This window comes from Amycolatopsis sp. WQ 127309 (genome assembly GCF_023023025.1).
GTDB lineage: Bacteria > Actinomycetota > Actinomycetes > Mycobacteriales > Pseudonocardiaceae > Amycolatopsis.
In genome coordinates, this window is sequence record NZ_CP095481.1 from 2,872,599 (window position 1) to 2,895,507 (window position 22,909).

The window sequence follows — 22,909 nt, forward strand, 5'->3', positions numbered from 1 at the left end:
AAGTACGCAGCGAACGGCGGCTTGCGGCACCTTTGCTCATGTTGCCCCAATCGGCGAGTTCGTGGCCTAGACTGATCGATCAAGAGTTGAGGGGGGCCAATGCTCGAGACGATGATGCGTGGATTCGCGGCTCGCTTGGTCTTGTTCGCGGCCTTGGTGGCGTGGTGCCACGTCGGTTGCCGGATCATCCAGCATGACGGCCTGCTGCGAGGGTTCCTGCGGGTCCGGTACCGGCGGCGATTCCATGACGGGAGCTGCCGCGCGCACTGGACTCGTCTCCTCAGGCTGAGCTTCAGCGTGTTCTTCGTCGTACTGGTCGCCGAGACTCTCGGGCTCGTCGCGTACAGGGTCGGTATGGGTGCGGTCACAGTCTGGGTCGTATTCCTTTTCGCCCCGTTCTACATCGCCTGCTATCTGGTCATGGGCAGCCGTACGTTCCGCGCTGCCTCGAAACATCAGGCGGGCGACTGGTCACTCCTGGACGACCACGATCGGGACGAGACCCTGCGTGATCTGGCGGCTTCCTATACGGCGAACCGCATGAGCGGTCTCACACTGCTGGCCGCTCTCTTGCCGGGAATGGTGTGGGCCGGGGGGACGATCACTGTCGTGACTTTCCCGGCGCGCGCAGACGCGGGCAAGGTCAGTGACTTCAGCCAGGCTGGGACGGTCGCAAGTCTCGGGCTGGCCGTGTTCGGGTTGTACCTGGTGCAGTCGGCTCTGCGATACGTGTTCCCGCATCGGACGCTGATCCACGACGCGTTCCGGCTGTTGTGGTACCTGGACGAGCGTCGCCTCTCGGAGCGACCGATCCGTGGCGCGCAACTGCCGCGATCGTTCATCGCTGCGCGCTGGCGGAACTACACGCACCGTGTCGGATTCGGGTTGGCTCACTACACGGACCGCTGTGCGCGGGGGATGGCCGACACGTTGACTCCCCGTGACCACGAAAGGGTCACTGCTGCTTATCGCGGAGTGACTGGCGAGCTGCGTAGTCACGCGATCAAAGCGGGATTCGATCAGGAACGCACTCTCGGTTATCGGCAGCTCGTCGTGGCATCTCTCGCTCTGCTCACGGTCGAGGATCCAGCTTCTCTGCCCGCTCGGGTCGAACCGCTTGTGGCCGACGTGCTGCAGCAACCCGATCGCAGCTCGGCGGGGCGGCGGCGCTACGAGGCGTTCAATGCCTTCGTGCAGAACGGGTGGAAGACGATCAGCTTGCTCATCGTCGTGATTCTTGCCATCGTCTTCGCGGTGACGGGGCAGTGGTCGTCCCTTGGCGGTTTGGTGAAGTAGCCGCGTTTACTTCTCCCGGCGCGCGACCCAGGCGGCGGCCTGCGTGCGGCGCTGCATGCCGAGCTTCGCCAGCACCGACGTGACGTAGTTCTTGACCGTCTTCTCGGCGAGGAACAGCCGCTCCGCGATCTCCCGGTTCGACAGGCCCTGGCCGATCAGCTCGAGCACGTCCCGCTCGCGCTCGGTCAGCGCGGCCAGCTCGTCCGTCGGCGGGTGGCGCATCTTGTCCAGCACCCGCGCGGTGCTCACCGGGTCCAGCAGCGACCGGCCGGCCGCGACTTCGCGGACCGCGTTCACCACGTCCTGCCCGCGCACCTGTTTCAGCAGGTAGCCCGCCGCGCCGGCCATGATCGCGCCGACCATCGCCTCTTCGTCGTCGAACGCCGTGAGCATCAGGCACGCCGGCGGGTTCGGTTTCGACCGCAGCTCGCGGCAGAGCGTGATGCCGTCGCCGTCGCCGAGGCGGACGTCGACCACCGCGACCTCCGGCTCGACGTGCATCGCGACCGCCAACGCCTCTTCGACGCTGCCCGCTTCGGCGACGACCTCGATGTCGGGCTCGTCGCCGAGGAGGTCGCGGAGCCCGCGGCGGACCAGTTCGTGGTCGTCGACGAGCAGTACCTGGATCGGCATACCCCCAGGTTACGGGGTGGACGGCCAATTCGCTCGAAGAGGTGACGGAGATCGTCCGACATTCCGACCGGTACGTATTGCGACGAATTTCCGGACGGCCGAAAACGCTGGTCAACGCGATTCGATCATCAATCCGGCGAAGAATCACGAGGCGCCCGGCTTTTGGTTGAGCCCTGGCGTTTCCCGGCGGCCGCACGAATTTCGGAAATGTCCGTAACGGCGTCGACGGCGCCGCGATATTAACCACGCATCGCGGCGCCAGAGCCGTGTTCGACTCCGATTCTTCCCCGGAAGGACTTCCGTTGTCCTTATTTCGTCGTGCCCTGACGACGGCCGCAGCCGTCGCCGGGCTCGCTCTCCTCGGCCCCGTCTCCCTCGCCTCCGCGCAACTCGCGACGCCCCTCGCGGTCGGCGACGTGGACTGCGGCAACTTCACGTACCAGGAGGAGGCGCAGGCGGTCCTCGACGCGACGCCGGGTGACCCCAACAACCTGGACTCCGACAAGGACGGCATCGCCTGCGAGTCCCTGCCGCACCGCCCGGTGCAGAACACCACCAAGCCCGTGCCCACCTCGGCACAGCCGTCGACCTCGACGAAGACCCACACCACCCCGAAGTCGACGACCATCAAGAAGGCCACGACGGGCGGCCAGGTCAAGGTCAAGCCGGTCGGCGGCGTGGCCACCGGCGGCGGCGAGCCCGACGAAGGCACCCCCGGGTTCCTCCTGCTCAGCGGCGCGCTGCTGGCCGCGGCGACGTCCGGCGGGATGGTGCTCTACCTGCGCCGGCGCGCGAGTTGAGGCGGCCGCACCCACCGCTGTGGCCGGCGATCGCGGCGGTGGCCGCCGCGCTCGGCGTGGTCGTGGTCGTGGCACTCGTCCTGGCCTTCTCCTCTCCGGCGACGGACGAGGTCGCGCCGCCGCCGTCGCCGCCCTACACGAGCGCCGCGGGGAGCGCCGGCACCACGACCGCCCCGCCGCACGGCGGGCTCCCGGCGGCGAAACCGGCGTCGCTGAGCATCCCGGCGATCGGGGTGCGCGCCGGGTCGATCGCCGATCTCGGGCTCACGCCCGGCGGTGAGCTGCAGGTCCCGCCCGACGCGACGACCGTCGGCTGGTTCACCGGCGCCCCGTCGCCCGGCGAGGTCGGGCCGGCGGTGCTGGCCGCGCACGTCGACTACAAGCACGTGCCCGGCGCGTTCGGCAAGCTGAAGGACCTGCGCTCCGGCGAGCTGGTGCGGGTGGGCCGCACCGACGGCCGGACGGCGGTCTTCACCGTCTACCGCGTCGACCGCTACGCCAAGGCCGACTTCCCGACGGACGAGGTCTACGGCGACACGACCGAGCCCGAGCTGCGGCTCATCACCTGCGGCGGCGCGTTCGACCGGTCGAGCGGGAACTACCTCGACAACGTCGTGGCCTTCGCGAAGCTCACCGCCGTCGAGGCCTAAGCCAGGTCGATCCGCGCCAGCTCGAGCCGGCGGTAGGCGCGATCGTGGAGCGACCAGACGTCGAGGACGTCGTCGTCCAGCTCCGGGTACGCGATGACGAGCCGCGCGGGCTCGGCGCCGTCCGCGCGGTAGACGACGTCCACCGGGATGCCGGCTTCGAGCTGCCAGCAGAGTTGCTGCTGCTTCGGCGTGAGCCGCCCCGCGTAGCGGTCGCTCATCGCCCGCGCGAGCTGCCCGCGCAGCAGGCTCGGGCCGCTCGGCGGGGCCGCCAGCAGCCGGTCCGCGTGGTCCAGCGGGTCGGGTTTCCGGTCGGCGGCTTCGGGATCGCGGATGGCGACCTTCGGCTCGCCCTGCTCCCGCGCCGGCAGCACGACGCTCCCGTCGGCGGCGTGGTGCGTCGGCGCGTAACCGGCGTCGCGCAACGCTTCGAGCGTGCGTGAGGCGTCCACTGTGGACGTCAACACCGTCGGAGCCACTGAGCGCAGGCCGAGTTTCACGAGCTTGCGGTGCGCCGCGATTTCGGCGAGCACCGCGGGTTCACCGGTGACGACGCTCGCGACGTCGAACACCTGCGCCTCGCCGTGCCGCCGCGCGACGTCGTTGACCAGGTACACCAACGGCTGCGGCAGCTCGCCGCCGGCGATCGCTCCCAGTTCGCCGAGCAGCTCGGCCGCCGTCGCGCCCTGGTCGAAGGCCCGCCGGACGGTCGACGGCGAGAACCGCCAGCTCGTCGCCGTGCCCTGGGTCTCGCGATCGGCGGCGCGGTCCAGCTGCGCGGCGAGGCGGGCGTCGGGGGAGCCGGGCACGATCGCGGTCAGGTCGGTGCCGAACAACGCCGTCGTGCGGGCGTGGGCCACCAGTTCTTCGGTGACGGCCACGAGCTTGCCCGGGTCGAGCAGCGCGCGCCCGGCCTTGGTGACGGCGCCGTGCGCGACGGCGCCGAGCAGCTCGCCCTCGGCGAGCGCGGCCTGCACGTGCCCGGCGAAGTCCTCGGCCGCCAGCATCGGTGCGTGCCACTCGGCGAGCCGCGTCAGCGCGTCGACGTCGGTGATCCCGGTGCCGGGTGCCAGCCGGGCCAGCAACCGCACGACCAGCCGTCGCACCTGCGCGCCGTGGCCCGGGCCTTCCACCGGCGGCGCGGGTTCCCACCAGGTCGTGAGCAGCAGGCGGTGGAGCAGCGCCGGGCCGGGGCGGACGACGTCGGGGTCCGGTTCGAGCGTGGGCGGCGGCGCCTTCTGGCCCCGGCGCGGCGGGTTGGGCTCCTCGGCGAGCAGCAGCCCGGTCTGCACGGCGAGGTCGATGGCCAGCTCGATCTCCGCGGGCGTCGCGCGGACCTCCTTGGCCACCTTCTTGATCAGCCGCGACCCGATCGTGCCGTCCTTGAGCAGCGGAAACGGCTCGGCGGCGGCGAGTTCGAGCACCGCCGAGACGCGGTCGAGCAGCCGCAACGCGGCGGCCGACGACGCGGCTTCGGCCGACTCGGCGCCGATGTGGACGACGGGGGTTTCGGGCTCCACCGGCGTGAACGGCAGGGGGTGGTCCGGGCCGCGCAGGGCCAGCGACACCTCGACGGGCATGGCGGCGCTGCCGTAGTACGTCCCGAACAGGAAGCCGCGCTCGAACGCCCAGGCCTCCGGCGTGCCCGGCAGCGGCGTCACGGCGTTGATCTCGGGAACGCCGTCGGCCATGTCCCGCAACAGTTTCTGGACGGGCTCGGGTGCTGTGCCGGCCAGCTCGCGCAGGCCGTCGGCGTCCCGGAAGAACTCCACGAGGCCGCTCAGCAGCTCGGTCCGGCGCACGTCGTCCGGCAGGCCGACGGCCCGCGACAGCTGCGCGAGCCGCGTCGTGCCGAGCTCGCCGAGCAGGTGCGCGGCCGGTTCGCCGAGGCCGTCCGCCCGGAAGTTCGTCCGGTGCAGCAGCTCCGGCAGCGTGACGCCGCCGGGCTCGCGCCAGACCAGCGCCCGGTCCGCCAGTTCGTCCACAAAGGACTCGGCGACGGCGGGACCGGTACCGAGCAGCCGCGCGACGTCGGCGATCGGCGCGGGTCCGGTGCCCAGCGCGTGACAGAGCTGCAGGGCCCGCACGACCTGCGCGTGCGGCGTCGGCAACCCGAGCAGGGCCTCGTTCAGGGAGGCGGCGGTGCCGAGCCGGGCGGCGACGACGTCCAGCCGCCGCGGCCACGGCTCCCCGAGCACGTCCGGCCGGTGGGCCAGCACCGTCGCCAGGCGCCCCCGGTCGAGCTCCGCGAGCCGCCCGAGCAATCCGTCGGCGGTGGTCATCGGCCCAGGCTAGATCACCGTTCGCAGGCCACGCCGTCGCCGTCACGGTCGAGCGCGGCCCGGTAGCCGGGCTCGCCGCGGTACAGCGGTGCGGCGCCGGCGGCCTTGGCGGCGGTGCAGTTCTTGTAGTACGCGGCGGAATCCTGCTCCGGCGCCGGTGCGTCCTGGGTGGTCACCGGCGCGGGCGGCGGCTTCGGGGCCGCCTTGGTGGCCACCGGGGCCGGCGGCTGCGGGATCGGCGTCGGGCTCGGTGTCGGGGTCGGGGTCGGCGCCGGGACGTCGATCGTGCCGTTGCACGGCGCCGCCCACAGTCCGCTGACGGCCTGGTGCGCCGTGTTTTCGGCGGCGGCCAGTGCCGGCGCCGCGGCACTCGTCGCGTACTTGAGATAGCCGTTTTGGAGCGCCAGTGTCGCGTAATCCTGCCCGCCGGCCAGCGTCACGGTGATGCCGTCGACGGTTTCCGCGCCGAGCTGGACGGTTTTCCCGGAAAGGGTCGTCGCGGCCCAGGCCAGCGATTCCGCCGCGTAACAGCCGACGGTGGTGACGGGGGCGATGACACCGAGCACGCGCACCGTTTTCCGGGTGCCGTCGCTGCCGTTCACCACGACGTTCGCGCCGTCCGTCACGGTCTCCACCGTGTAGGTCACGGCGACCGGCGTGGGGGTCGGCGTCGCGCTGGTCGTGCTGGTGGGAGCCGTGGTCGTCGGTGCGGCGGCCGTGAGCTTCGGCTCGGGCGCCTTCCCGAAGACGGCGCCGAGCACGAACAGGACGCCGAAAGCGGCCAGGACGATCTTCAGCCAATTCGGTAGGCGCTTCATGGCGGATTTCCTTGCTCTTCGACGCGACGTGCCGACGGTGTACTCGGGAAATCTCCCGCCGTTGTTACGCCGCGGACCGTGATCGACCACCAGTCGTTATCCGGCGGAATGTAACCGTCACGATCGCGTCACGAACACCCTTTTCGTCGCGAAAACCGTCACAACGGCGCGCGGTCGAGCGACCTGGCGGACGTGATCGAATCCCTCCCGCTGCTCGGGGCCGGCGGCTACCCCGCGCAGGGCGTCGACTTCACCGCCCTCGAGATCCGGACGACCGGCCTGCGCCCCGGGCGCGTGGTCGAGCTGGCCGCGGTGCGGGTCCGCGCCGACGGCGTGCTCGCCGGTGAGCTGACGACACTGGTGAACCCGGGGCCCGGCGTGCCGCCCGGCCCGGTCGTCCTGCACGGCATCACGCGGGAAGAGCTGGACGCCGCGCCGTCGTTCGGCGCCGTGCTGGGGTCACTGCTCAACCTGTGCCGCGGCAGCGTCGTCGTCGCCCACGACCTGCCGTTCCTCACGGCGTTCCTGGGCAGCGAGGCCGAGCGGCTCGGCGCCCGGGTGCCGGTGCTGCCGGGCGTCGACGTGCTGACGGCCGCGCGGTCCGCCGTCCGGCTGCCCAACTACCGGCTCGCGACGGTGGCTCCCGCGTTCGGGGTGCCGCGGCCCGGGCCGTCCGCGTTGAGCGGCGCGCGGACCGTCGCGCAGCTGGCGACCGGCCTGTTCGGACGGCACGGCTTCACCTTCGCGGCGCGGCCGGTGCTGCCCACGCTGCCGACGTTCGCCGCGGGCCCGTTGCGGCCACGCGAAGACGTCCCGGCGGCCGAGCCGGGCTGGATGGCCGAAGCCGTCGAGCGGGTCGTCGCCGCTCGGACCGGCGAGGACGCGTACCTGGACCTGCTCGCCGGCGTCGTCGCCGACCAGCACCTGTCGCCGCCCGAGGTGTCGGCCTTGGCCGCGCTGGCGGACGAAGCGGGCTGGGACGGCGAGAGCGTGCGCGCGACGCACGAGCGGTTCGTGACGGCGTTGCGGGCGGTCGCCGAAGGGGACGGCGTGGTGACCGCGGCGGAGGCACGCGAACTGCGTCAGGTCGCGACGGCGCTCGGGGTCGCGGAAACCGTCCGCGACCTGCAGCCCACTGCGGCCGGCAAGCCGACGCGGGTGCTCGTGCTCGGCACGACGGCCGCGGCCGACCAGCTGCGGGCCCGCGTGCTCGCGGAAGGCGTCCAGCTGGCGAAGAAGCTGACCGGGAGCGTCACGCACCTGGTGGCGGACACGACTGTCGCGTCGAACGAGCCGCGGCTGGGGCGGGCCGGCGAACTGGGCGTCGTGGTGCTCGGCGTCCGGGAAGCGCCGGTCGCGCTCGGGTTCGAGCCGCCGCCGGCGGCCCGTCCGATCGTGGCGGTCCAGGGAAAGCGGGTCGGCGGGCGGGTCCTGATGGGCGTCGGACTGCTGCTGATGTTCATCGTCGTCATCGCGATGTTCGGTGGTACTCCGCTGGTCGCCGGGATCTTCTTCGCGATCTTCGGGGTCGGCGCCCTGCTCGGCGGCTGGTGGCTCGCGCAGCCGCAGACTCGGTAGCCTCGGTCCGGTGCCGGAACCGGCTCGGTTGAACGAGTGTCCTGCCTGGTTCACTGGGTCCATGGCGGCGATTCCGGAACTGGCCCTGCGGCAGATCGAGCGGTGGTGCGCTCAGCGGGTACCCGAGCGGGTCCTGGACCAGGTCCGGGTCGAGTGCCGGACCCGGGGCCGGACGGTCACGATCCTGGAGTGCCGCGCGCCCTGGTCGCCGGAAGCCGGGCCGGAGTGGACCGAACAGAAGATCGCGCAGCTGCGTCTCGACGAGCACGGGATCTGGTCGGTGCGCTGGGCCGATCGCAACGGCAAGTGGCTGACCTACCCGGACGCGCCGGTCGCCAGTACGCCGCCGCCCCTGCTGGCCGAGATCGATCGCAATCCCGACGGGATCTTCTGGGGTTAGGCCGGCGGGGGGAAGCGCAGCTCGTTGCGGTCGATCTTCGCGTGCGCCGCCGCCGCGAGGTCGACGCCCAGGCGGTCCGCCAGCTGGAGCAGGTACAGCGTGACGTCGGCGATCTCGTCCAGGACGTTCTTCTCCAGCGCGGGATCCGCGCGCCACGCGTCGGATTCCTCCGGTGTCAGCCACTGGAACAGCGAGGTCAGCTCGCCCACCTCGCCCGACAAGGCCATCGCCAGGTTCTTCGGGGTGTGGAACGGCTCCCAGGAGCGGGCGGCCGCGAAGTCGCGGAGGCGCTGGGTCACGTCGTCGAAGGTCACCGGGGTGATTGTCCCCGGGCGGTCACGGACCGCTAACGGCCGTATGGCGGACTGGCGTTGACCGGTGAATCTCTCACTCAATAGGTTGACCACCGTCGGGATGGTTGCGGGGCCAGGTGCTGGGAAGGGAACGTACTTGAAGTACCTGCGATCCGTGCGTGGACGCATGCTGGGCATCGCGTTCATCCCCGGGTCAGCTCTCGTCGTCGTCGCTTTGGTGATCGCGGGTTTCCTGGTCCACCAAGCGGTCCGGACGCGTGAGCAGGCGATGGACACGGCCGCCGCGGCCGATCGGACGGCTCGGGCGGTGGTCTCCCTGCAGGGCCAGCGGGCGGCCGCGATGGCGACGCCCGACCACCGGTCCTCGGCGTACGCGATTTTCACCCAGCGGATCGACACCACGATCGCCGGGCTCCGCGACTACGCGCGACGCGCGCCGGACGCGGAATCCGGGTACCAGCAGACCACCGCGATCCAGCTGCTCTCCGTGGCCGAAGGCATGTACCGCGCCGATTCCCTCGCGCTGGCGGGGCTCGACGACGTGACGCGGCGGTCGTTCGTCCTGGCCGTCGCCGCCTACCGGGCCGAGCTCGCGCAGGTCTCCGGGCAGCTCACCGAGACCGGCCGGGAGGCCTACGAGGCCGTCACCCGCAGCGCCGACTGGAGCAGGCTGGCCGCCGCCGAAGACGCGCTCGCGGCCGCCGAACCGTTGCCCATCCCCGAATCCACGTGGCGCGGGGCCGCCTACACCGTCTCGCTGCAGCTCGGTCAGCTCTACACCCGGCAGAGCCAGTACGCCGTGCAGCTGACCCTCGACGACGGCCGCCGGACCCTCGCCGGCGCGCTCGCGGCGAGCACCGGGATCCTGCTCTGCGCCGTGCTCCTGCTGCTCGTCGTCCGGCGGTTGGTGGCGCGGGTGCCGGTGCCGGTCGTGCCGATCATGGTGCCGACGATCCACCCGGCGGCCCACGCGGCGATCCCGCGGCCCCGCCACACACGGTCACCGGTGCCGCGGGAACCCGAGCCGTGGCCGATGAAAGCCGTGTTCGAAGGCCTGCGACGCCGATGAGGCGCTCACCGAACGTCATCGGCTACTCCGAAAAGAGCACGCGGTTGGCCCACACGCCACCTTGTCGCCGTGGGGCAGACTGGTGCGCGTGAGTCCCCCCTCGGATCTTCGCCCCTACCTGCGCACTTTGGACGCGGAGACGTTGGCGGACCTGTTGCACGCCCAGGCCGAGCGTGACCCTGAGCTACGCCATTCACTCGAACTGCGGGCCGCGACCCAATCCGGTGACGTCAGTGAGGCGCACCGGCTCCTGGACACCGCGGTGTCCGACGGGAACGTCGAATACACCGCGAAAGTCGGCGCGGTCCTCGACACCCTGCGGCGGATGCTCGACGCCGGCAGCCGCGCCGATCTCGCGCCGCTGGCCCGGCGCACGGTCGACGACATCAGCGCGATGTACGAGCAGGCCGGCGACCACCCCGGCGACCTCGGCGACCGGCTGGACCGGGCCGTCGAGATCTACGCCCGCGCGTGCACCGCCCGGCCGCCGGACCCGGAGAAGCTGGCCGACTGGATCATCGAGGTCGAGTTCGACGGCCCCGGCCGCCCGGTGATCGACCTCGCCGAGTTCGCGACGGCGCTGGGCGAACCCGGCCTCCGCCGGATCAAGTCCACTGTGGACGACGTACTCGCCGCGAGCGGGCCCGGCCACCGGCGCGACGTGGCCGAGCGCCTGCAGGAGCAGCTGGCCGAGGTGCTCGGCGACGTCGACGGGCTGGTCGCGATCCTGTCGGCCAAGCCGCCGCGCGTCGACGTCAGCCTCAAGATCGTGCGCGTGCTGCGGGCCGCGGGCCGGCACAGCGAGGCCATCGCGCACGCCGCCCGCGCGCTCACCCCGCACAAGCACGTCGTCCAGCCGCCCCCGCAGGAGCAGGACGACGACGTTTCGCGGCGCCGCAAGGAGTTCGACGAGCGGCCCGGCCGCGAGACCTACACCGCGCTGCGCGAAGCCGCGGCGGACGCCGGGAAGTGGCCGGTCCAGCGGCGGGCCGCGCTGGCCCGCCTGCGCGAGCTGGCCGCTGACGGCGTCGAGCGCGCCGACGAGCTGGCGCGCGTCCTGCTCGAGGACGGCAGGCCCGACGAGGCCTGGCGCGCCTGCGTCCGGTTCGAGGCATCGCCGCAGGTCCGGCTCGACCTGGCCGAGCTGCGGTCGGCCGAGCACCCGGCCGAGACGATCCCGGTGTTCCGCGCGGCGGTCGACGAGCTCATCGAGCGCAAGGACCCGCAGTCCTACCAGGAGGCCGCGCGCCGGCTGAAGCTGTTGCGCGCCTTGCACAAACGCGCCGGGACCCCGGACGAATTCACCGCTTACCTCGGCACGCTGGTGGAAAACCACAAGCGGAAAACGCGGCTGATCACGGAAATCCGCGCCGCGCGCATCGCCCTGCCGAAAGCCGTAACCTCGCCGCGCGCGGCTCGTTGACCGGCTGAACCGGTTTGCACGTGCATCGCCGGCATCGAGCCCGCCAAGGCGGTCACACCGCTTCTGGCCAGTGATGTCGCGGTGGCCCTGTTCCGCCGTCCGGCTCGGCGCCTCCCCGTCGAGCGGCCGGTGGGACCCGCGCCAGGGCCACCGCGACCTGCTCGGGAAGCAGGCGTGAAAACATGAACCCATGAGCCCGGTGAGTCGCGCCCGCAAGAAGGCCCCCCAACCCGTCACGCACAGCGTGACCGGTCTGTTCAAGGACGTCCTGAACGACTTTTCGGCGATGGGCGCCGACCCGGCGCCGGTGGACGTCGAACTGCTCGCCTCCGAGGTGCTCGGCCAGTTCCACGACGTCCCGCTCGAAGACGGCGAAGAGCCGCTCGGCCTGGAGCTGATCGCCTTCGCGCAGCGCAAGATCACGCCGGGTGCGGCCGCGCTGCTGGCCGCGCTGGCCGTCGTCGCGGAGACCGACGTCGAGCGCAAGGCCGCCGACGCCGGCCTGGAGACCGTCCTCGGCCGCGGCATCCCCACGCCGCCGTGGGCCGGCGGGCTGGGCCGCGTCACCGCGGGCGAGTGCTGGCGCACCGGCGACGTCTACGGCGACGAGTCGTCCCTGCTGATCGTGTTCGGCCACGGCGACCAGGTGCACGGCCTGCTCGCGCTGCTGGACTTCACCGAGGGCGGCCGGGTGCGCGACCTCGTCGTGATCGACCAGCCGGGTGAGGTTCTCAAGGAGATGCGGGAACAGGCCGAAGCCGACCCCGAGCTGGTCGTGCTGGAAGCGGTCGACCCCGCCGACGCGCACCGCATGATCGCCGACGGCCTCGACACGACCGACCACCTCGACGAGGCCGACGTCAGCGAGGACTACGCGCGCTTCCACGCCGTCGCGCTCACCTGGTGCCGCGCGCTGCCGGAGCCGTCGCTCGTGCCCGAGGTGGCCGAGTGGTCCGGCACCGAGCGGGCCGCCGTCGTCGAGCAGTTCGTCGTGGCGAGCGGCGAGGAGGCCGGTTCGGCGCGCGCGATCGGCGGCCTGCTGCTGGAGCACGGCCTGCGCACCGACCCGGCGAACCCGCTGCGCGTCGGCCCGGAGAAGCTCGCGCGGTTCCTCGAGGGCCTGCTGGGCGAGGAGTACGAGCTCGACGCCGAGCACGAGGAAGCCGTCGAGCCGGTGGTGCTGGCCTGGGCGCAGTGGGCGGCCGAGCGCGACGGCCTGACCGAGACCGCGACGGCGGCGCTCGAAGAGGCCGTCGCCGAGTACCTGGGTGAGTACAACGACGAGGACGACTCCCCGCTCGAGCGCTACTTCGGCGACGTCGGTGACCTGTCGCCGTCCGAGCTGGCCGACGCGCTGGAACGCCGGATGTTCGCCGTGCCGTCGCTGACGGCGGAGATCGGCGACGAGGAGGTCGACCTCGACCCCGGCGACCCCGAGCAGCGGCGCGCGCTCGTCATCGCCGAGGCGGATGAGGACGAGGAAGAAGAGCGCCTGGTGCTGCGCGCGACCGTCGTCGACCAGCTGTGGGAGGACGAGCCCGTCGAGGCCTGGCAGGCCGTGCAGCGCCTGCAGGAGGGCGAGCTCGACCGCGTCGAGATCTTCGACCGGCTGATCGACGCGCTGGCGGGCACCCTGCTCGAATCGGAAGAGCTCGAGTACGACGCCGACGGTTACTTGGAGGCTCTGGCCGAGCTGGCCTGAGTCAGGGCAGGGGGCCCGCCGGTTCGACGGGCTTGGTGCGGTGGTGCCGCTCCTGGAGCTTGTCGTCGAAGTCGACGACGAACGCCCCGGCGGCCATCGCGATCAGCAGGGCCAGACCGAGCACCGCACCGACCCACGTGAGGATCATCGTGAACATCGCGGGCCTCCTCCCCAGCTCAGAGCCGTTTTCCTGACTCCTTCAGGGTCGCTTTCGGAACCGGTTGCCGGTATCGGCCAACCGGTTACGGCTGCGGGGGTCACCTCGGCCGATCGGCCGGGAAACGGGAGCTGAGCGCCACCACGCGTGCTCGGCCGTTCGCCCACAGTGGAAAAGACGACATGTGGGTGAACGGCCGCGGTGACAGCGTCAGAGTTTGCGGAGCCGCACCCGGTTGATGGTGTGGTCGGCGTCCTTGCGCAGCACCAGCGTCGCCCGGGGGCGGGTCGGCTTGATGTTCTCCATCAGGTTGGGCTCGTTGATGGAGTGCCACAGGTGCCGCGCCTCGGCGCGGGCCTCGTCGTCGGGCAGGCCGGCGAAGTGGTGGAAGTGCGACGCCGGGTCCGCGAACGCCGTGTGCCGCAGCTTCAGGAACCGCTCGACGTACCAGCGCTGGATGTCGTCGGTGTGCGCGTCGACGTAGATCGAGAAGTCGAACAGGTCCGACACCGTCAGCCGCGGGCCGGGCTGCAGCACGTTCAGGCCCTCGAGGATGAGGATGTCCGGCCGCTGCACGACCTGCTCCTCGCCGGCCAGGATGTCGTAGGCGAGGTGCGAGTACACCGGCGCGGCGACGCGCTCGGCACCCGACTTGACCTCGGTGACGAACCGCAGCAGCGCGCGGCGGTCGTAGCTCTCCGGGAAGCCCTTGCGGTGCATGATCCCGCGGCGCTGCAGCTCGGCGCCCGGGTAGAGGAACCCGTCGGTGGTGACGAGGTCGACGCGCGGGTGGTCCGGCCAGCGGGCGAGCAGCGTGCGCAGGACGCGGGCGGTGGTCGACTTGCCGACCGCCACGCTCCCGGCGATGCCGATGACGTACGGGACCTTCGTGCCGCGGGAGTCGTCACCGAGGAACGTCGTGGTCGCTTCGTAGAGCCGCTGGCGCGCGGCGACCTGCAGGTTGATCAGGCGGGAGAGCGGGAGGTAGACGTCGGCCACCTCGGCCAGGTCGACCTGCTCACCGAGGCCGCGCAGGCGCAGCAGCTCTTCCGCCGTCAACGGCAACGGCGTCGAACTTCGCAGTTCCTTCCACTGTTCCCGGTGCAGCTCGACATAGGGGCTGAGTTCGCGGACCCGGGTCATCGCACACTCCTCCGGCCGTCGCCTGCACTGGCGGACGTTCACCTGCGTCCGTCAACGGTAGGGCTTGCGGCCGCCGAACGCGCTGTGATGTCCACCCCACCGGGTGGTGTTCACCTGGAGTGACCGAAGACGTCGTCCCACGCGGCGGCGACCTGACGCGCGCACGTCGCGGGGTCCACGCCGCCGATGCCGGTGCCGAGCCCGGGCATCGCGATCGTCTCGACGGCTTCGCGCACCGGGCCGTCGTCGAGCACGCCGTCGCGCCACTTCAGGAAGACCGCGCGCGCCGCCAGGTAGGGGTGCACGGTGTCGGCGGGCAGCACCTCGCCGGGCTCCCGCATGGTCGGCGCGCTGATCAGCCAGGCCGGCTCGGCCTCGCCCGTCGGCACGATCACGGCCTCGCCGATCGGCAGCTCACCGCCGTGGAACGCCAGCACGGCGCTGCGGACGGACTGCTCCACGCCGGGGAACGCCCGCGCGTAGACGGCGTCGATGCCGCCACGCATCCGGCCGTAGGAGTTGGCCGGGCTGACCACGGCCTGGGCGAGGACGTCGAGCACCGACCCGCGGTGCACCCGGATCCGGCCGCCCAGCGTGCGGGTGGCGGTGGTCCAGGCGGTGGCGAGCGGTTCATCGACGGCGCACAGCACCAGCTCCGGGGACCGAGGGGAAACCGGCGGGTGGGCGCCCTCGCGGCCGGCGTGCGTGCCCGAGTCGGCGGTCACCCGTCCAGCATCGCAAAAAATGCCACCCGGCGTAACCGGGTCACGTACCGGCTGTCCGAGTGAATGTGGCCACGCCCGGGCCCCGTAACCTGGGTGTTGTGTCACGGATCGCATACTTCGGCCCCCAGGGGACCTTCACCGAGCAGGCCGCGCGGGTCCTCGCCGGCGGCGAGGAACTGATTCCCGTCGAGACCGTCCGGCTGGCCATGACGGCCGTCCGCACGGGCCAGGCGGACGCCGCGTGCGTCCCCATCGAGAACTCCGTCGAAGGTGTGGTGCCCACGACCCTCGACGCGCTCAGCGAGTCGACGCCGCTGGTCGCGATCGCCGAAGCGATCCTGCCGGTCCACTTCAGCGTGCTCACCCGGCCGGGTGACCGCGAGATACGGACCGTCGCCAGCCACCCGCACGCGCTCGCCCAGGTCCGTGACTGGCTGGAGGCGAACCTGCCGGACGCGAAGCCGGTGGCGGCGTCCTCGACGGCGGCGGCCGCGGTCGGCGTGCTCCAGGGCGACTTCGACGCCGCGGTCTGCGCGCCCGTCGCGGTCGAGCACTACGACCTCGAGGTGCTGGCCACCGAGGTCGCCGACGTCACCGACGCGGCGACCCGGTTCCTGCTGGTCCGCCCGCCGGGCGATCTGCCCGAGCCGACCGGCGCCGACCGGACGTCGGTGGTGGCCGCGGCCGTGAACCGCACCGGCACGCTGGCCGAGCTGCTCACCGCGCTGGCCGACCGCGGGATCAACCTGACCCGCCTCGACGCCCGGCCGACGCGCAGCAACTTCGGCGAGTACCGCTTCTTCATCGACTTCGAGGGCCACGTGGCCGAGCCGCGGATCCTCGACGCGCTCACGGCGTTGCGCCGGCACTGCCGCAACCTGCGGTTCCTCGGTTCGCACCCGCGGGCCGACGGCACCCGGACCACGCTCGAGCCGGGCTTCGGCAACGACGACTTCGTCGACGCGGCCGGGTGGGCCGACGCCGTCCGCAAGGGGGACCTGGCGTGAGGCTGCTGCTCATCCGCCACGGCCAGACCGACGGGAACGTCCGCGGCGCGCTGGACACCGCCCTGCCCGGGCCGCCGCTGACCGAGCTGGGGCAGTCGCAGGCCGCGGCGCTCGCGGGCCGGCTGGCCGAGGAGCCGCTGGTCGCGGTGTACGCGTCGCGGGCGACCCGCGCCCAGCAGACCGCCGCGCCGCTGGCCAAGCAGTTCGGGCTGGACGTGCAGGTCGTCGACGGTGTGCACGAGGTCGGCGCCGGCGATCTGGAGGGCGCCACCGACCACGCGTCCATCCGGACGTACATGGACACCGTGAAGAAGTGGACGCTCGGCGAGCTCGAACCGGCGCTGCCGGGCGGCGAGAACGGCACGAGCGTCCGCACCCGGATGCTCGACGCCGTGGGCCGGCTGCGCGCCAAGCACGAGCAGGCCGACCCGGATGGCGTCGTCGCACTGGTCAGCCACGGCGGCGCGATCCGCCTCGGCGCCGAGTGGCTGGCGCCCAACGTCCACGCCGACGTCGCCAACGCGGCCCTGATCCCGAACACGGGCATCGTCGAGCTGCAGGCGCGAGCGGACGCGCAGTGGTTCTGCCTCACGTGGGTCGACACGCCGCTCTGACATCCCGCCCTGACACGCCTGGGTGAGTTCGGCGGGTTGGCGCAGGTCATCGCCGGGTACTTCGGACATGATCCGCATAGGGTTCGTGAGGGATTCACGGGTGGAAACAACCTGGTGGGGTGCCTGTGCGTCCACCCACTAGTAGCACCCAGTACCAGGGAGGCGAGTGACATGGTTCGCACGAGGCTTTCACGGTTGTTCCCGGTCGTCGCGGCGTCGGCGGGCGTCCTCGCGCTTTCCGCCTGCGGCAGCGGCGGGACGACGCCGGCGGCGAGCAGCTCGACACCCTCGACGTCCGAGTCCGCGACCTCCTCGACGGCCCCCACGGCGACGCCGAGCACCAGCGACCCGGCACCGGCCACGTCGCCGCCGACCGCCGCGCCCGTGGACAACGGCCTCTGCAAGTCCGGGGACGTCAAGCTCGCGCTCGGCCAGGGTGACGCGGGCGCCGGCTCGCTGTACCGGTCGCTGGTCATCACGAACTCGAGTGGCAAGCCGTGCGAGATCCAGGGCTTCCCCGGGGTCTCCTACGTGGGCGGGACCGACGGCCACCAGGTCGGCAAGGACGCCTTCCGCGAGGGCACCAAGGGCAACGCGGTCAAGCTGAACCCGGGCCAGAGCGCGGCGGCCGACATCCAGTTCGTCAACGTGCGGAACTTCGACTCCGCCACCTGCCAGCCGACCGAGGTCAAGGGCCTGCGGATCTACCTGCCGCAGGAGACGGCGTCGAACTTCGTGCCGGCCCCGGGCACCGGCTGCGCGAGCACGAAGATCCCGGGCAACCAGCTCGCGGTGAAGACGGTCCACCCGTCCTGAGGTTAGATGCGGGCGCAGATCTCCCGCGCCTGTACCAGGTGCCGCTGGCCGGAGATGTCGTTGAAATGCAGGCTCAGCACCATCCGGCTGACTCCGTCGATGTGGTCGGCCAGCGGCTGGTAGTTCTCGTTGACCTGGGCCGCCGCCGCGGACAGCTCGCGGGCGGCGGTGACCCGGTGAAGGCGTTCGGGCGTGAGCCCGGGCGTCAGCGACGGCTGCGTGTCACGGCTCGTGTCGGGCAGGTCGCCGACGCGGTCGAGCGCCTGGCACGCCGCGAGGGCGTCGTCCAGCGCCCCGGCGTGCACCCCGGACAGCCCCCAGAGCAGGCCGAGCACGCCGCCACCCAGCACGAACCCGGCCACCGCGCAGAGCACCAGCAACCGGCGAGACGGCGGCGCGGGGGCCGCGACCTCGCCGGGCTCGGCCGAAATCTCTTCGTAGTCGGGACCGGCGTCGGTGCCGGTCCCGGGGTCCACGGTGCGCATATCAGCCTCCCACCACCTGGGTGATGAGACATTCCAGCTCACATTCACGGATCCTGGTGCGGAAGCGCCCCGGCTGAGGCCGATTCGTCATCCGGCGAGCGGTGCGGGTCAGCCCCAGCCGAGCTCGTGGAGCCGGGCGTCGTCGATGCCGAAGTGGTGGCCCAGCTCGTGCACGACCGTGATGAGGACTTCCTCGACGACCTCGTCCTCGTCCTCGCACATCGACAGGATTGGCTGCCGGTAGATCGAGATCCGGTCGGGCAGCACCCCGCCGTACGACGACGTCCGCTCGGTCAGCGCGATCCCGTGGTAGAGCCCGAGGATGTCCGGCGCCTCGTCGTTGAACTCCTCCACCAGCACGACGACGTTGTCCATCGCCTTCGCGAACTCCGCCGGCACCTCGTCCAGGGCCTCCGAGACCAGCTCCTCGAACCGTTCCCGGCTCATCTCGACGGGCATCAGCCGTTCTGCTTCGAGGTCGGCGGCGCGCTCGAGCTCGGTGGCGCGGAGCTCGACGTCTCCGGGCCGCCACCGCCGTCGGACGGCGGGCCGTCGGCGGGCGGGCCGTCACCCGGCTGGCCGCCGTCGGTGCCCGCCGGCGCGGCCTTGATGCTGCCGGTCACGGCCTGCAGGCCGCTGCCGTCGGGGAGCTTCGCCGCCACCTTGCAGTTGACCTTGCTCGAGCCGGCGTCCCAGCTCTCCTGCTCACGCAGGTCCCAGGTCAGGATGAGGTGCTTGGCGTCGAGGTCGGCGCCGCCGGTGTAGTCCGCGGCCGACTTGGTGCACTCGGTGTCGAGCCAGGTCTTCTGGTCGTCCTGCTTCGGGTAGCCGTCCTTGAACTTCGACTTGAGGTCGAGGGTCGCGATGATCTCGTAGGAGTGCGGCTTCGTGCACTCCACCGGGTCGCCGACGCCCTTGCCGAGCAGCCCGAGGCAGGCGCCGGGCTCGAAGACCAGCGACTGGTCCTGCTCCTTCGCCGGGCTGGTGGTCGGCAGCAGCTTGCCACCGGGGCCGGCCCACTGCAGGCCGCAGCGCAGCTGGCGGTCGCCGTCGTCCCACTGCGACGCCGTCGGGCGCAGCAGGTTCGTCGTGAGCTTTCCGTACGGATCGAGGTTGTGCCCGAGGTACGGCTTCACGTCGGCGGTGCACTTCTGCTGCGCGATCTGCTGCCACTGGTCCAGCGTCGGGGTCGGCGCGCCCTCCGGGAACTGGGCGCCGATGTCGACGAGCGTGGTCACTTCGAACAGATGTGGCTGGGTGCAGACGACCTTGCGCGCGTCGCTCGCGTCCGGGTTGTCCCAGGTCAGGCAGCTGCCAGGGGGTGAGTGGAAGGCCTCTTCGGCGGCGGCCGACAGCTTGCCGGCCCCACCGCCGGCCCCGCCTGCGATGCCGTCACTCCAAGAGAAGACGACACTGAGGGCGAGCGCGATGAGCGCGCCCGCGAAGATCCCGCCCATCACGACGCGGGTGCGCAGCGTCTGCGTGGCGGTAGGGAACCGATCGGCGCTGGAAGACATCGCAGTCCATGATGCCCGCGTCGCGCGCGACGTGCGCGATCCGGGTGGTTAGGGTGGTCACGGTTTCGTGGTGGCCGGTGATTACGGAGCGTATATGACGCAGGACAACAACACTGGGGACCAGCCGCCCCCGGAGCCGCCGAAGCGCGGTTCCATGAGGTTCCAGGACTCCAGCACGCAACGGCGCGAGCCTTCGCTCGCCGAACAGCGAGCCCGCCAGCAGGCGCTCGCCCAGGAAGAACGCGACGAGGAACTGGCCCGTCAGGCGGACGCCAAGGCGGCCACCCGGCGCAAGATCCTCATCGGCAGCGGCGTCACGGTCGGGCTCGTCGGCCTGGTCGCGACGTTCTACTCGGTCGCGAAGCCGGCCGGTGACGTCACCGCCGTCTGCACCGACTCGAACGGCATCGTCCAGGGCGACGACAACTGCGACGAGACCTACGTGACCAGTCACGGCGGGTACTCCAGCGGTGGCTTCCTGTTCCTGCCGATCGGCGGCGGCGGTTACAACAGCTACCGCTACAACTACGGCGGCACCGGCACCATCGGTCAGCGCGTGTCCGGCGGTTCCTTCGACGCGCCGTCGTCGCGCACCAACGTCAACACCAAGTCGGGCAAGTCCGTCCAGCGCGGCGGCTTCGGCATCAGCGGCAAGAGCGGCAGCACCGGCGGGACCGGCGGCAGCGGCAAGAGCGGGGGATCCTAGGTGTACCGGGACCGGCGTGAGCCGCGGCGCGACTGGCAGCGGATCGTCGAGGAGCAGGGGCTCGTCTACGGCACGCCGGCCCGTGACAGCAGCGGCCGCGTGCGGCCGTACTGGGACGAGTCCGTGCACTACGTCTTCGAGATGGACGAGGTGCTCTCGCTCGAAGCCGACGTCGAACTGCTGCACTCGATGTGCCTGGAAGCCGTCGACAACGTCGTGACGACCGAGGGCTACCAGCGGTTCGGCATCCCGGAGTGGGTCTGGCCGCACATCGCCGAGTCGTGGAAGCGGCAGGACCCGCACGTCTACGGCCGGTTCGACCTGCGCTACGACGGCCGCTCGCCCGCGAAGCTGCTCGAGTACAACGCGGACACGCCGACCACGCTGCTGGAGGCGTCGCTGCTGCAGTGGCACTGGAAGACCGACGTCTTCCCGGACGACGACCAGTGGAACTCGATCCACGAGAAGCTCGTCGAGCGGTGGGCGTCGCTGCAGGAGAAGCTGCCGTCGAACGAGCTGCACTTCACCTGGTCCGCGGCCGACCCGAGCGGCGAGGACAACGTCACCACGGCGTACCTGCAGGAGACGGCGGCCGAGGCCGGCCTGGACACCGTGGGCCTGGCGATCGAGGAGGTCGGCTGGGACCCGGTGCTCAAGCGGTTCGTCGACCTCGAAGAGCAGCAGATGGCGACCGTGCTGAAGCTGTACCCGTGGGAGTGGCTGGTCGACGAGGAGTTCGGCCGCAACGCCGTCGAGTCGCTGCCGCGGACGCTGTGGGTCGAGCCGCTCTGGAAGATGATCCTCTCCAACAAGACGCTGCTGGCGATCCTGTGGGAGAACTACCCGGGCCACCCGAACCTGCTGCCCGCGTTCGCCGACGACCCCGGCCTGCTCACCGAGTACGTCCGCAAGCCGAAACTGGGCCGCGAGGGCGCGAACGTCCAGATCGTCGCCCCCGGCTACGAGACCCAGACCGACGGCGTCTACGGCGCCGAAGGCTTCGTCTACCAGGCGTTCGACCCGCTGCCCGAGTTCGACGGCTACCGGCCGGCGCTCGGCGCGTGGATCGTCGGCGACAGCTCCGCGGGGCTGGGCATCCGGGAGACCGGCGGCCTGGTCACCGACGACGGTGCCGCATTCGTCCCACATCGCATCCCCGAGTCGTGATACAACACCGCTGCTGATCAGCTCTTTTCTCTGGGAGACAACTCGTGAACACGACCCTTGCGCTGTCCGACACGTTCGGCTCCGACCTCGTGCGGGGGATCGGCGCGATCCTGCTCTACGGCGTCATCGGCCTGCTGCTGATGTTCGCCGGCTTCTACGCCATCGACTGGACCACGCCCGGCAAGCTGTCGAAGCTGGTCACGCAGGGCCTGCCGAACGCGGTGATCGTGACCGCGTCCGGGCTGCTCTCGATGGCGTTCATCGTCGTCGTGGCGATCTTCAACTCGGCGAGCGACCTCACCGAGGGCCTCATCACCTCGCTGGTCTACGGCCTGCTCGGGATCGCCGTCCAGGTGATCGCCGTCCGGCTGCTGGAGTGGGCGACCCGCATCGACGTGGCGTCGACCATCGAGAGCGAGAAGTTCGCCCCGGTCAGCATCGTCGTCGCGGCCGCGCACATCGGGCTGGGCCTCGTGGTGGCGGTCGGCATCTCCTGACCTTTCGCGCATCCAGGTGAGCCGGGCCACGTCCGTGGCCCGGCTCTCTTGTTCCCACTAGCGTGGAGTTCGTGCGCCTGCTGAGGACACCGGACGACCGGTTCACGGACCTGCCCGACTTCCCCTTCGAGCCGCGGTACGTCGAGCTCGACGACCCGCACGGCGGCCTCATCAGAGTGGGTTACGTCGAGGCCGGCCCCGCGGACGGCCCGCCGGTGCTGCTGCTGCACGGCGAGCCCAGCTGGTCGTACCTCTACCGCAAGATGCTGCCGGTGCTGGCGGCCGCGGGGCTGCGCGCCATCGCGCCGGACCTGGTCGGTTTCGGCCGGTCCGACAAGCCCGGCGACATGGTCGACCACACCTACGCCCGGCACGTCGAGTGGATGCGCGGGTTCGCCTTCGACGCCCTCGACCTGCACGACGTCACCCTCGTCGGCCAGGACTGGGGTGGCCTGATCGGCCTCCGCCTGGTCGCCAAGCACCCGTCACGTTTCGCGCGCGTCGTCGCGTCCAACACGGGCCTCCCGACCGGCGATCACGACATGCCGCCGGTGTGGCACGCGTTCCGCGAAGCCGTCGAGAAGGCCCAGGTGCTGGACGTCTCGCGCTTCGTCCAGTCGGGCTGCAAGACGTCCTTGTCGAACGAGGTGCGCGCGGCGTACGACGCGCCGTTCCCGAACGAGATGTACAAGGCCGCCCCGCGGGCGATGCCGGGCCTGGTGCCGTTCCGCCCGGACAACCCGGCATCCGCGGCGAACCGCTCCGCGTGGGAGGTCCTGACCGAGCTGGAGCTGCCGTTCCTGGTGGCCTTCTCCGACGGCGACCCGATCACGGGCGGCTTGGCCCCGGTGCTGCAGACGTCGCTGAAGGGCGCGCAGGGGCTGACGCACCCGGTGATCGCCGGAGCGGGCCATTTCCTGCAGGAAGACGCGGGCGAGGAGCTGGCCGAGCACGTGGTGCGCTTCATCCGGAGCTGAGCAGCCCCCGATTTCCACGCTACCGGGAGGGTCCGACAGTTCCGCTCGCCCGAAAGCCGTGAAGGCCTCCTTACCGGCTCTTATGGCCGGTAAGGAGGCCTTCACGGCTTTTCCTGACCCCGGGTTGTCGGGGCTG

At 71.4% G+C, this 22,909-nt stretch carries 25 protein-coding genes; 15 read left to right on the top strand and 10 right to left on the bottom strand.

The window, feature by feature from the left end:
- Positions 1-99 precede the first annotated feature (99 nt).
- A complete protein-coding gene (locus tag MUY22_RS13165) occupies positions 100-1,296 on the top strand; it encodes a hypothetical protein (RefSeq protein ID WP_247059858.1) in 1,197 nt (398 codons plus the stop codon).
- Between the two features lie 6 nt (positions 1,297-1,302).
- Here MUY22_RS13165 and MUY22_RS13170 read toward each other — a convergent pair whose 3' ends face one another.
- On the bottom strand, positions 1,303-1,929 hold the full coding sequence (locus MUY22_RS13170; RefSeq protein ID WP_247059859.1) for a response regulator transcription factor: 627 nt from the start codon (positions 1,927-1,929) through the stop codon (positions 1,303-1,305).
- Between the two features lie 302 nt (positions 1,930-2,231).
- Here MUY22_RS13170 and MUY22_RS13175 point away from each other — a divergent pair, with 302 nt between their 5' ends.
- Positions 2,232-2,729, top strand: a complete 498-nt coding sequence (locus tag MUY22_RS13175; protein WP_247059860.1) for an excalibur calcium-binding domain-containing protein — start codon at positions 2,232-2,234, stop codon at positions 2,727-2,729.
- Positions 2,726-3,379 carry a class F sortase gene (locus tag MUY22_RS13180; RefSeq protein WP_247059861.1) on the top strand — a complete coding sequence of 218 codons (654 nt, stop codon included), beginning with the start codon at positions 2,726-2,728 and terminating at the stop codon, positions 3,377-3,379. Before MUY22_RS13175 ends, MUY22_RS13180 begins: the two co-directional genes overlap by 4 nt.
- Here MUY22_RS13180 and MUY22_RS13185 read toward each other — a convergent pair.
- Both MUY22_RS13185 and MUY22_RS13190 read right to left on the bottom strand, forming a co-directional pair.
- Complete coding sequence (locus tag MUY22_RS13185) at positions 3,376-5,658, bottom strand: helicase-associated domain-containing protein (protein ID WP_247059862.1); 2,283 nt, start codon at positions 5,656-5,658, stop codon at positions 3,376-3,378. The genes MUY22_RS13180 and MUY22_RS13185 overlap by 4 nt on opposite strands.
- 14 nt (positions 5,659-5,672) lie before the next feature.
- Positions 5,673-6,476, bottom strand: a complete 804-nt coding sequence (locus tag MUY22_RS13190; protein ID WP_247059863.1) for a thermonuclease family protein — start codon at positions 6,474-6,476, stop codon at positions 5,673-5,675.
- A gap of 192 nt (positions 6,477-6,668) precedes the next feature.
- On the opposite strand from MUY22_RS13190, the gene MUY22_RS13195 reads away from it, so the two are divergent.
- Together MUY22_RS13195 and MUY22_RS13200 are read left to right on the top strand one after the other, a co-directional pair.
- Complete coding sequence (locus tag MUY22_RS13195; protein WP_247059864.1) at positions 6,669-8,054, top strand: 3'-5' exonuclease; 1,386 nt, start codon at positions 6,669-6,671, stop codon at positions 8,052-8,054.
- A gap of 61 nt (positions 8,055-8,115) precedes the next feature.
- Entirely contained in the window at positions 8,116-8,454 is a 339-nt protein-coding gene (locus tag MUY22_RS13200; protein ID WP_247059865.1) for a DUF3024 domain-containing protein, read from the top strand.
- Here the strand turns inward: MUY22_RS13200 and MUY22_RS13205 are convergent.
- Positions 8,451-8,768 carry a nucleotide pyrophosphohydrolase gene (locus MUY22_RS13205; RefSeq protein ID WP_247059866.1) on the bottom strand — a complete coding sequence of 106 codons (318 nt, stop codon included), beginning with the start codon at positions 8,766-8,768 and terminating at the stop codon, positions 8,451-8,453. The genes MUY22_RS13200 and MUY22_RS13205 overlap by 4 nt on opposite strands.
- A gap of 136 nt (positions 8,769-8,904) precedes the next feature.
- On the opposite strand from MUY22_RS13205, the gene MUY22_RS13210 reads away from it, so the two are divergent.
- From MUY22_RS13210 to MUY22_RS13220, 3 genes are all read left to right on the top strand, one after another.
- Complete coding sequence (locus tag MUY22_RS13210) at positions 8,905-9,837, top strand: nitrate- and nitrite sensing domain-containing protein (RefSeq protein ID WP_247059867.1); 933 nt, start codon at positions 8,905-8,907, stop codon at positions 9,835-9,837.
- Positions 9,838-9,925: 88 nt separating this feature from the next.
- Positions 9,926-11,260, top strand: a complete 1,335-nt coding sequence (locus MUY22_RS13215) for a hypothetical protein (RefSeq protein ID WP_371827611.1) — start codon at positions 9,926-9,928, stop codon at positions 11,258-11,260.
- A 190-nt stretch (positions 11,261-11,450) separates the two neighbouring features.
- The gene (locus tag MUY22_RS13220; protein ID WP_247059868.1) at positions 11,451-12,962 is read left to right on the top strand and encodes a hypothetical protein; all 1,512 of its coding nucleotides are present in this window, start codon (positions 11,451-11,453) and stop codon (positions 12,960-12,962) included.
- 1 nt (position 12,963) lies between these two features.
- Here MUY22_RS13220 and MUY22_RS13225 read toward each other — a convergent pair whose 3' ends face one another.
- The 3 genes from MUY22_RS13225 to MUY22_RS13235 all read right to left on the bottom strand — a co-directional run bounded on the left by MUY22_RS13225 (position 12,964) and on the right by MUY22_RS13235 (position 14,987).
- Positions 12,964-13,119, bottom strand: a complete 156-nt coding sequence (locus MUY22_RS13225; RefSeq protein WP_247059869.1) for a hypothetical protein — start codon at positions 13,117-13,119, stop codon at positions 12,964-12,966.
- A gap of 210 nt (positions 13,120-13,329) precedes the next feature.
- Positions 13,330-14,262 (bottom strand): type I pantothenate kinase, encoded by a 933-nt coding sequence (coaA, locus tag MUY22_RS13230; protein ID WP_247059870.1) that lies wholly within the window; start codon positions 14,260-14,262, stop codon positions 13,330-13,332.
- A 110-nt stretch (positions 14,263-14,372) separates the two neighbouring features.
- A complete protein-coding gene (locus tag MUY22_RS13235) occupies positions 14,373-14,987 on the bottom strand; it encodes a macro domain-containing protein (RefSeq protein ID WP_247059871.1) in 615 nt (204 codons plus the stop codon).
- A gap of 98 nt (positions 14,988-15,085) precedes the next feature.
- Here MUY22_RS13235 and pheA point away from each other — a divergent pair, with 98 nt between their 5' ends.
- From pheA to MUY22_RS13250, 3 genes are all read left to right on the top strand, one after another.
- Positions 15,086-15,994, top strand: a complete 909-nt coding sequence (gene pheA / locus MUY22_RS13240) for a prephenate dehydratase (RefSeq protein ID WP_247059872.1) — start codon at positions 15,086-15,088, stop codon at positions 15,992-15,994.
- The gene (locus MUY22_RS13245) at positions 15,991-16,608 is read left to right on the top strand and encodes a histidine phosphatase family protein (RefSeq protein ID WP_247059873.1); all 618 of its coding nucleotides are present in this window, start codon (positions 15,991-15,993) and stop codon (positions 16,606-16,608) included. The genes pheA and MUY22_RS13245 overlap by 4 nt, the downstream gene beginning before the upstream one ends.
- A gap of 171 nt (positions 16,609-16,779) precedes the next feature.
- Positions 16,780-17,424 (top strand): DUF4232 domain-containing protein, encoded by a 645-nt coding sequence (locus MUY22_RS13250; RefSeq protein ID WP_247059874.1) that lies wholly within the window; start codon positions 16,780-16,782, stop codon positions 17,422-17,424.
- A 2-nt stretch (positions 17,425-17,426) separates the two neighbouring features.
- Here MUY22_RS13250 and MUY22_RS13255 read toward each other — a convergent pair whose 3' ends face one another.
- The 3 genes from MUY22_RS13255 to MUY22_RS13265 all read right to left on the bottom strand — a co-directional run bounded on the left by MUY22_RS13255 (position 17,427) and on the right by MUY22_RS13265 (position 19,426).
- Positions 17,427-17,909, bottom strand: coding sequence for a hypothetical protein (locus MUY22_RS13255; protein WP_247059875.1), 483 nt, complete (start codon positions 17,907-17,909; stop codon positions 17,427-17,429).
- Positions 17,910-18,017: 108 nt separating this feature from the next.
- Entirely contained in the window at positions 18,018-18,368 is a 351-nt protein-coding gene (locus tag MUY22_RS13260) for a metallopeptidase family protein (RefSeq protein ID WP_155548455.1), read from the bottom strand.
- The gene (locus MUY22_RS13265) at positions 18,368-19,426 is read right to left on the bottom strand and encodes a septum formation family protein (RefSeq protein ID WP_247059878.1); all 1,059 of its coding nucleotides are present in this window, start codon (positions 19,424-19,426) and stop codon (positions 18,368-18,370) included. The genes MUY22_RS13260 and MUY22_RS13265 overlap by 1 nt, the downstream gene beginning before the upstream one ends.
- 154 nt (positions 19,427-19,580) lie before the next feature.
- Here MUY22_RS13265 and MUY22_RS13270 point away from each other — a divergent pair, with 154 nt between their 5' ends.
- The 4 genes from MUY22_RS13270 to MUY22_RS13285 all read left to right on the top strand — a co-directional run bounded on the left by MUY22_RS13270 (position 19,581) and on the right by MUY22_RS13285 (position 22,773).
- Positions 19,581-20,132 (top strand): hypothetical protein, encoded by a 552-nt coding sequence (locus MUY22_RS13270; protein WP_247059879.1) that lies wholly within the window; start codon positions 19,581-19,583, stop codon positions 20,130-20,132.
- The gene (locus tag MUY22_RS13275; RefSeq protein WP_247059880.1) at positions 20,133-21,299 is read left to right on the top strand and encodes a glutathionylspermidine synthase family protein; all 1,167 of its coding nucleotides are present in this window, start codon (positions 20,133-20,135) and stop codon (positions 21,297-21,299) included.
- Positions 21,300-21,343: 44 nt separating this feature from the next.
- Positions 21,344-21,796: a DUF350 domain-containing protein gene (locus MUY22_RS13280; protein WP_247059881.1), complete on the top strand. Its 453-nt coding sequence runs from the start codon at positions 21,344-21,346 to the stop codon at positions 21,794-21,796.
- 71 nt (positions 21,797-21,867) lie between these two features.
- Entirely contained in the window at positions 21,868-22,773 is a 906-nt protein-coding gene (locus MUY22_RS13285; RefSeq protein WP_247059882.1) for a haloalkane dehalogenase, read from the top strand.
- Positions 22,774-22,909 lie beyond the last annotated feature (136 nt).

Coding starts and splice junctions, on each gene's coding strand:
- MUY22_RS13165 (WP_247059858.1), top strand. CDS start 100: ATGCTCGAGACGATGATGCGTGGATTCGCGGCTCGCTTGGTCTTGTTC.
- MUY22_RS13170 (WP_247059859.1), bottom strand. CDS start 1,929: ATGCCGATCCAGGTACTGCTCGTCGACGACCACGAACTGGTCCGCCGC.
- MUY22_RS13185 (WP_247059862.1), bottom strand. CDS start 5,658: ATGACCACCGCCGACGGATTGCTCGGGCGGCTCGCGGAGCTCGACCGG.
- MUY22_RS13190 (WP_247059863.1), bottom strand. CDS start 6,476: ATGAAGCGCCTACCGAATTGGCTGAAGATCGTCCTGGCCGCTTTCGGC.
- MUY22_RS13200 (WP_247059865.1), top strand. CDS start 8,116: ATGGCGGCGATTCCGGAACTGGCCCTGCGGCAGATCGAGCGGTGGTGC.
- MUY22_RS13220 (WP_247059868.1), top strand. CDS start 11,451: ATGAGCCCGGTGAGTCGCGCCCGCAAGAAGGCCCCCCAACCCGTCACG.
- MUY22_RS13225 (WP_247059869.1), bottom strand. CDS start 13,119: ATGTTCACGATGATCCTCACGTGGGTCGGTGCGGTGCTCGGTCTGGCC.
- coaA (WP_247059870.1), bottom strand. CDS start 14,262: ATGACCCGGGTCCGCGAACTCAGCCCCTATGTCGAGCTGCACCGGGAA.
- MUY22_RS13250 (WP_247059874.1), top strand. CDS start 16,780: ATGGTTCGCACGAGGCTTTCACGGTTGTTCCCGGTCGTCGCGGCGTCG.
- MUY22_RS13255 (WP_247059875.1), bottom strand. CDS start 17,909: ATGCGCACCGTGGACCCCGGGACCGGCACCGACGCCGGTCCCGACTAC.
- MUY22_RS13260 (WP_155548455.1), bottom strand. CDS start 18,368: ATGCCCGTCGAGATGAGCCGGGAACGGTTCGAGGAGCTGGTCTCGGAG.
- MUY22_RS13265 (WP_247059878.1), bottom strand. CDS start 19,426: ATGTCTTCCAGCGCCGATCGGTTCCCTACCGCCACGCAGACGCTGCGC.
- MUY22_RS13270 (WP_247059879.1), top strand. CDS start 19,581: ATGAGGTTCCAGGACTCCAGCACGCAACGGCGCGAGCCTTCGCTCGCC.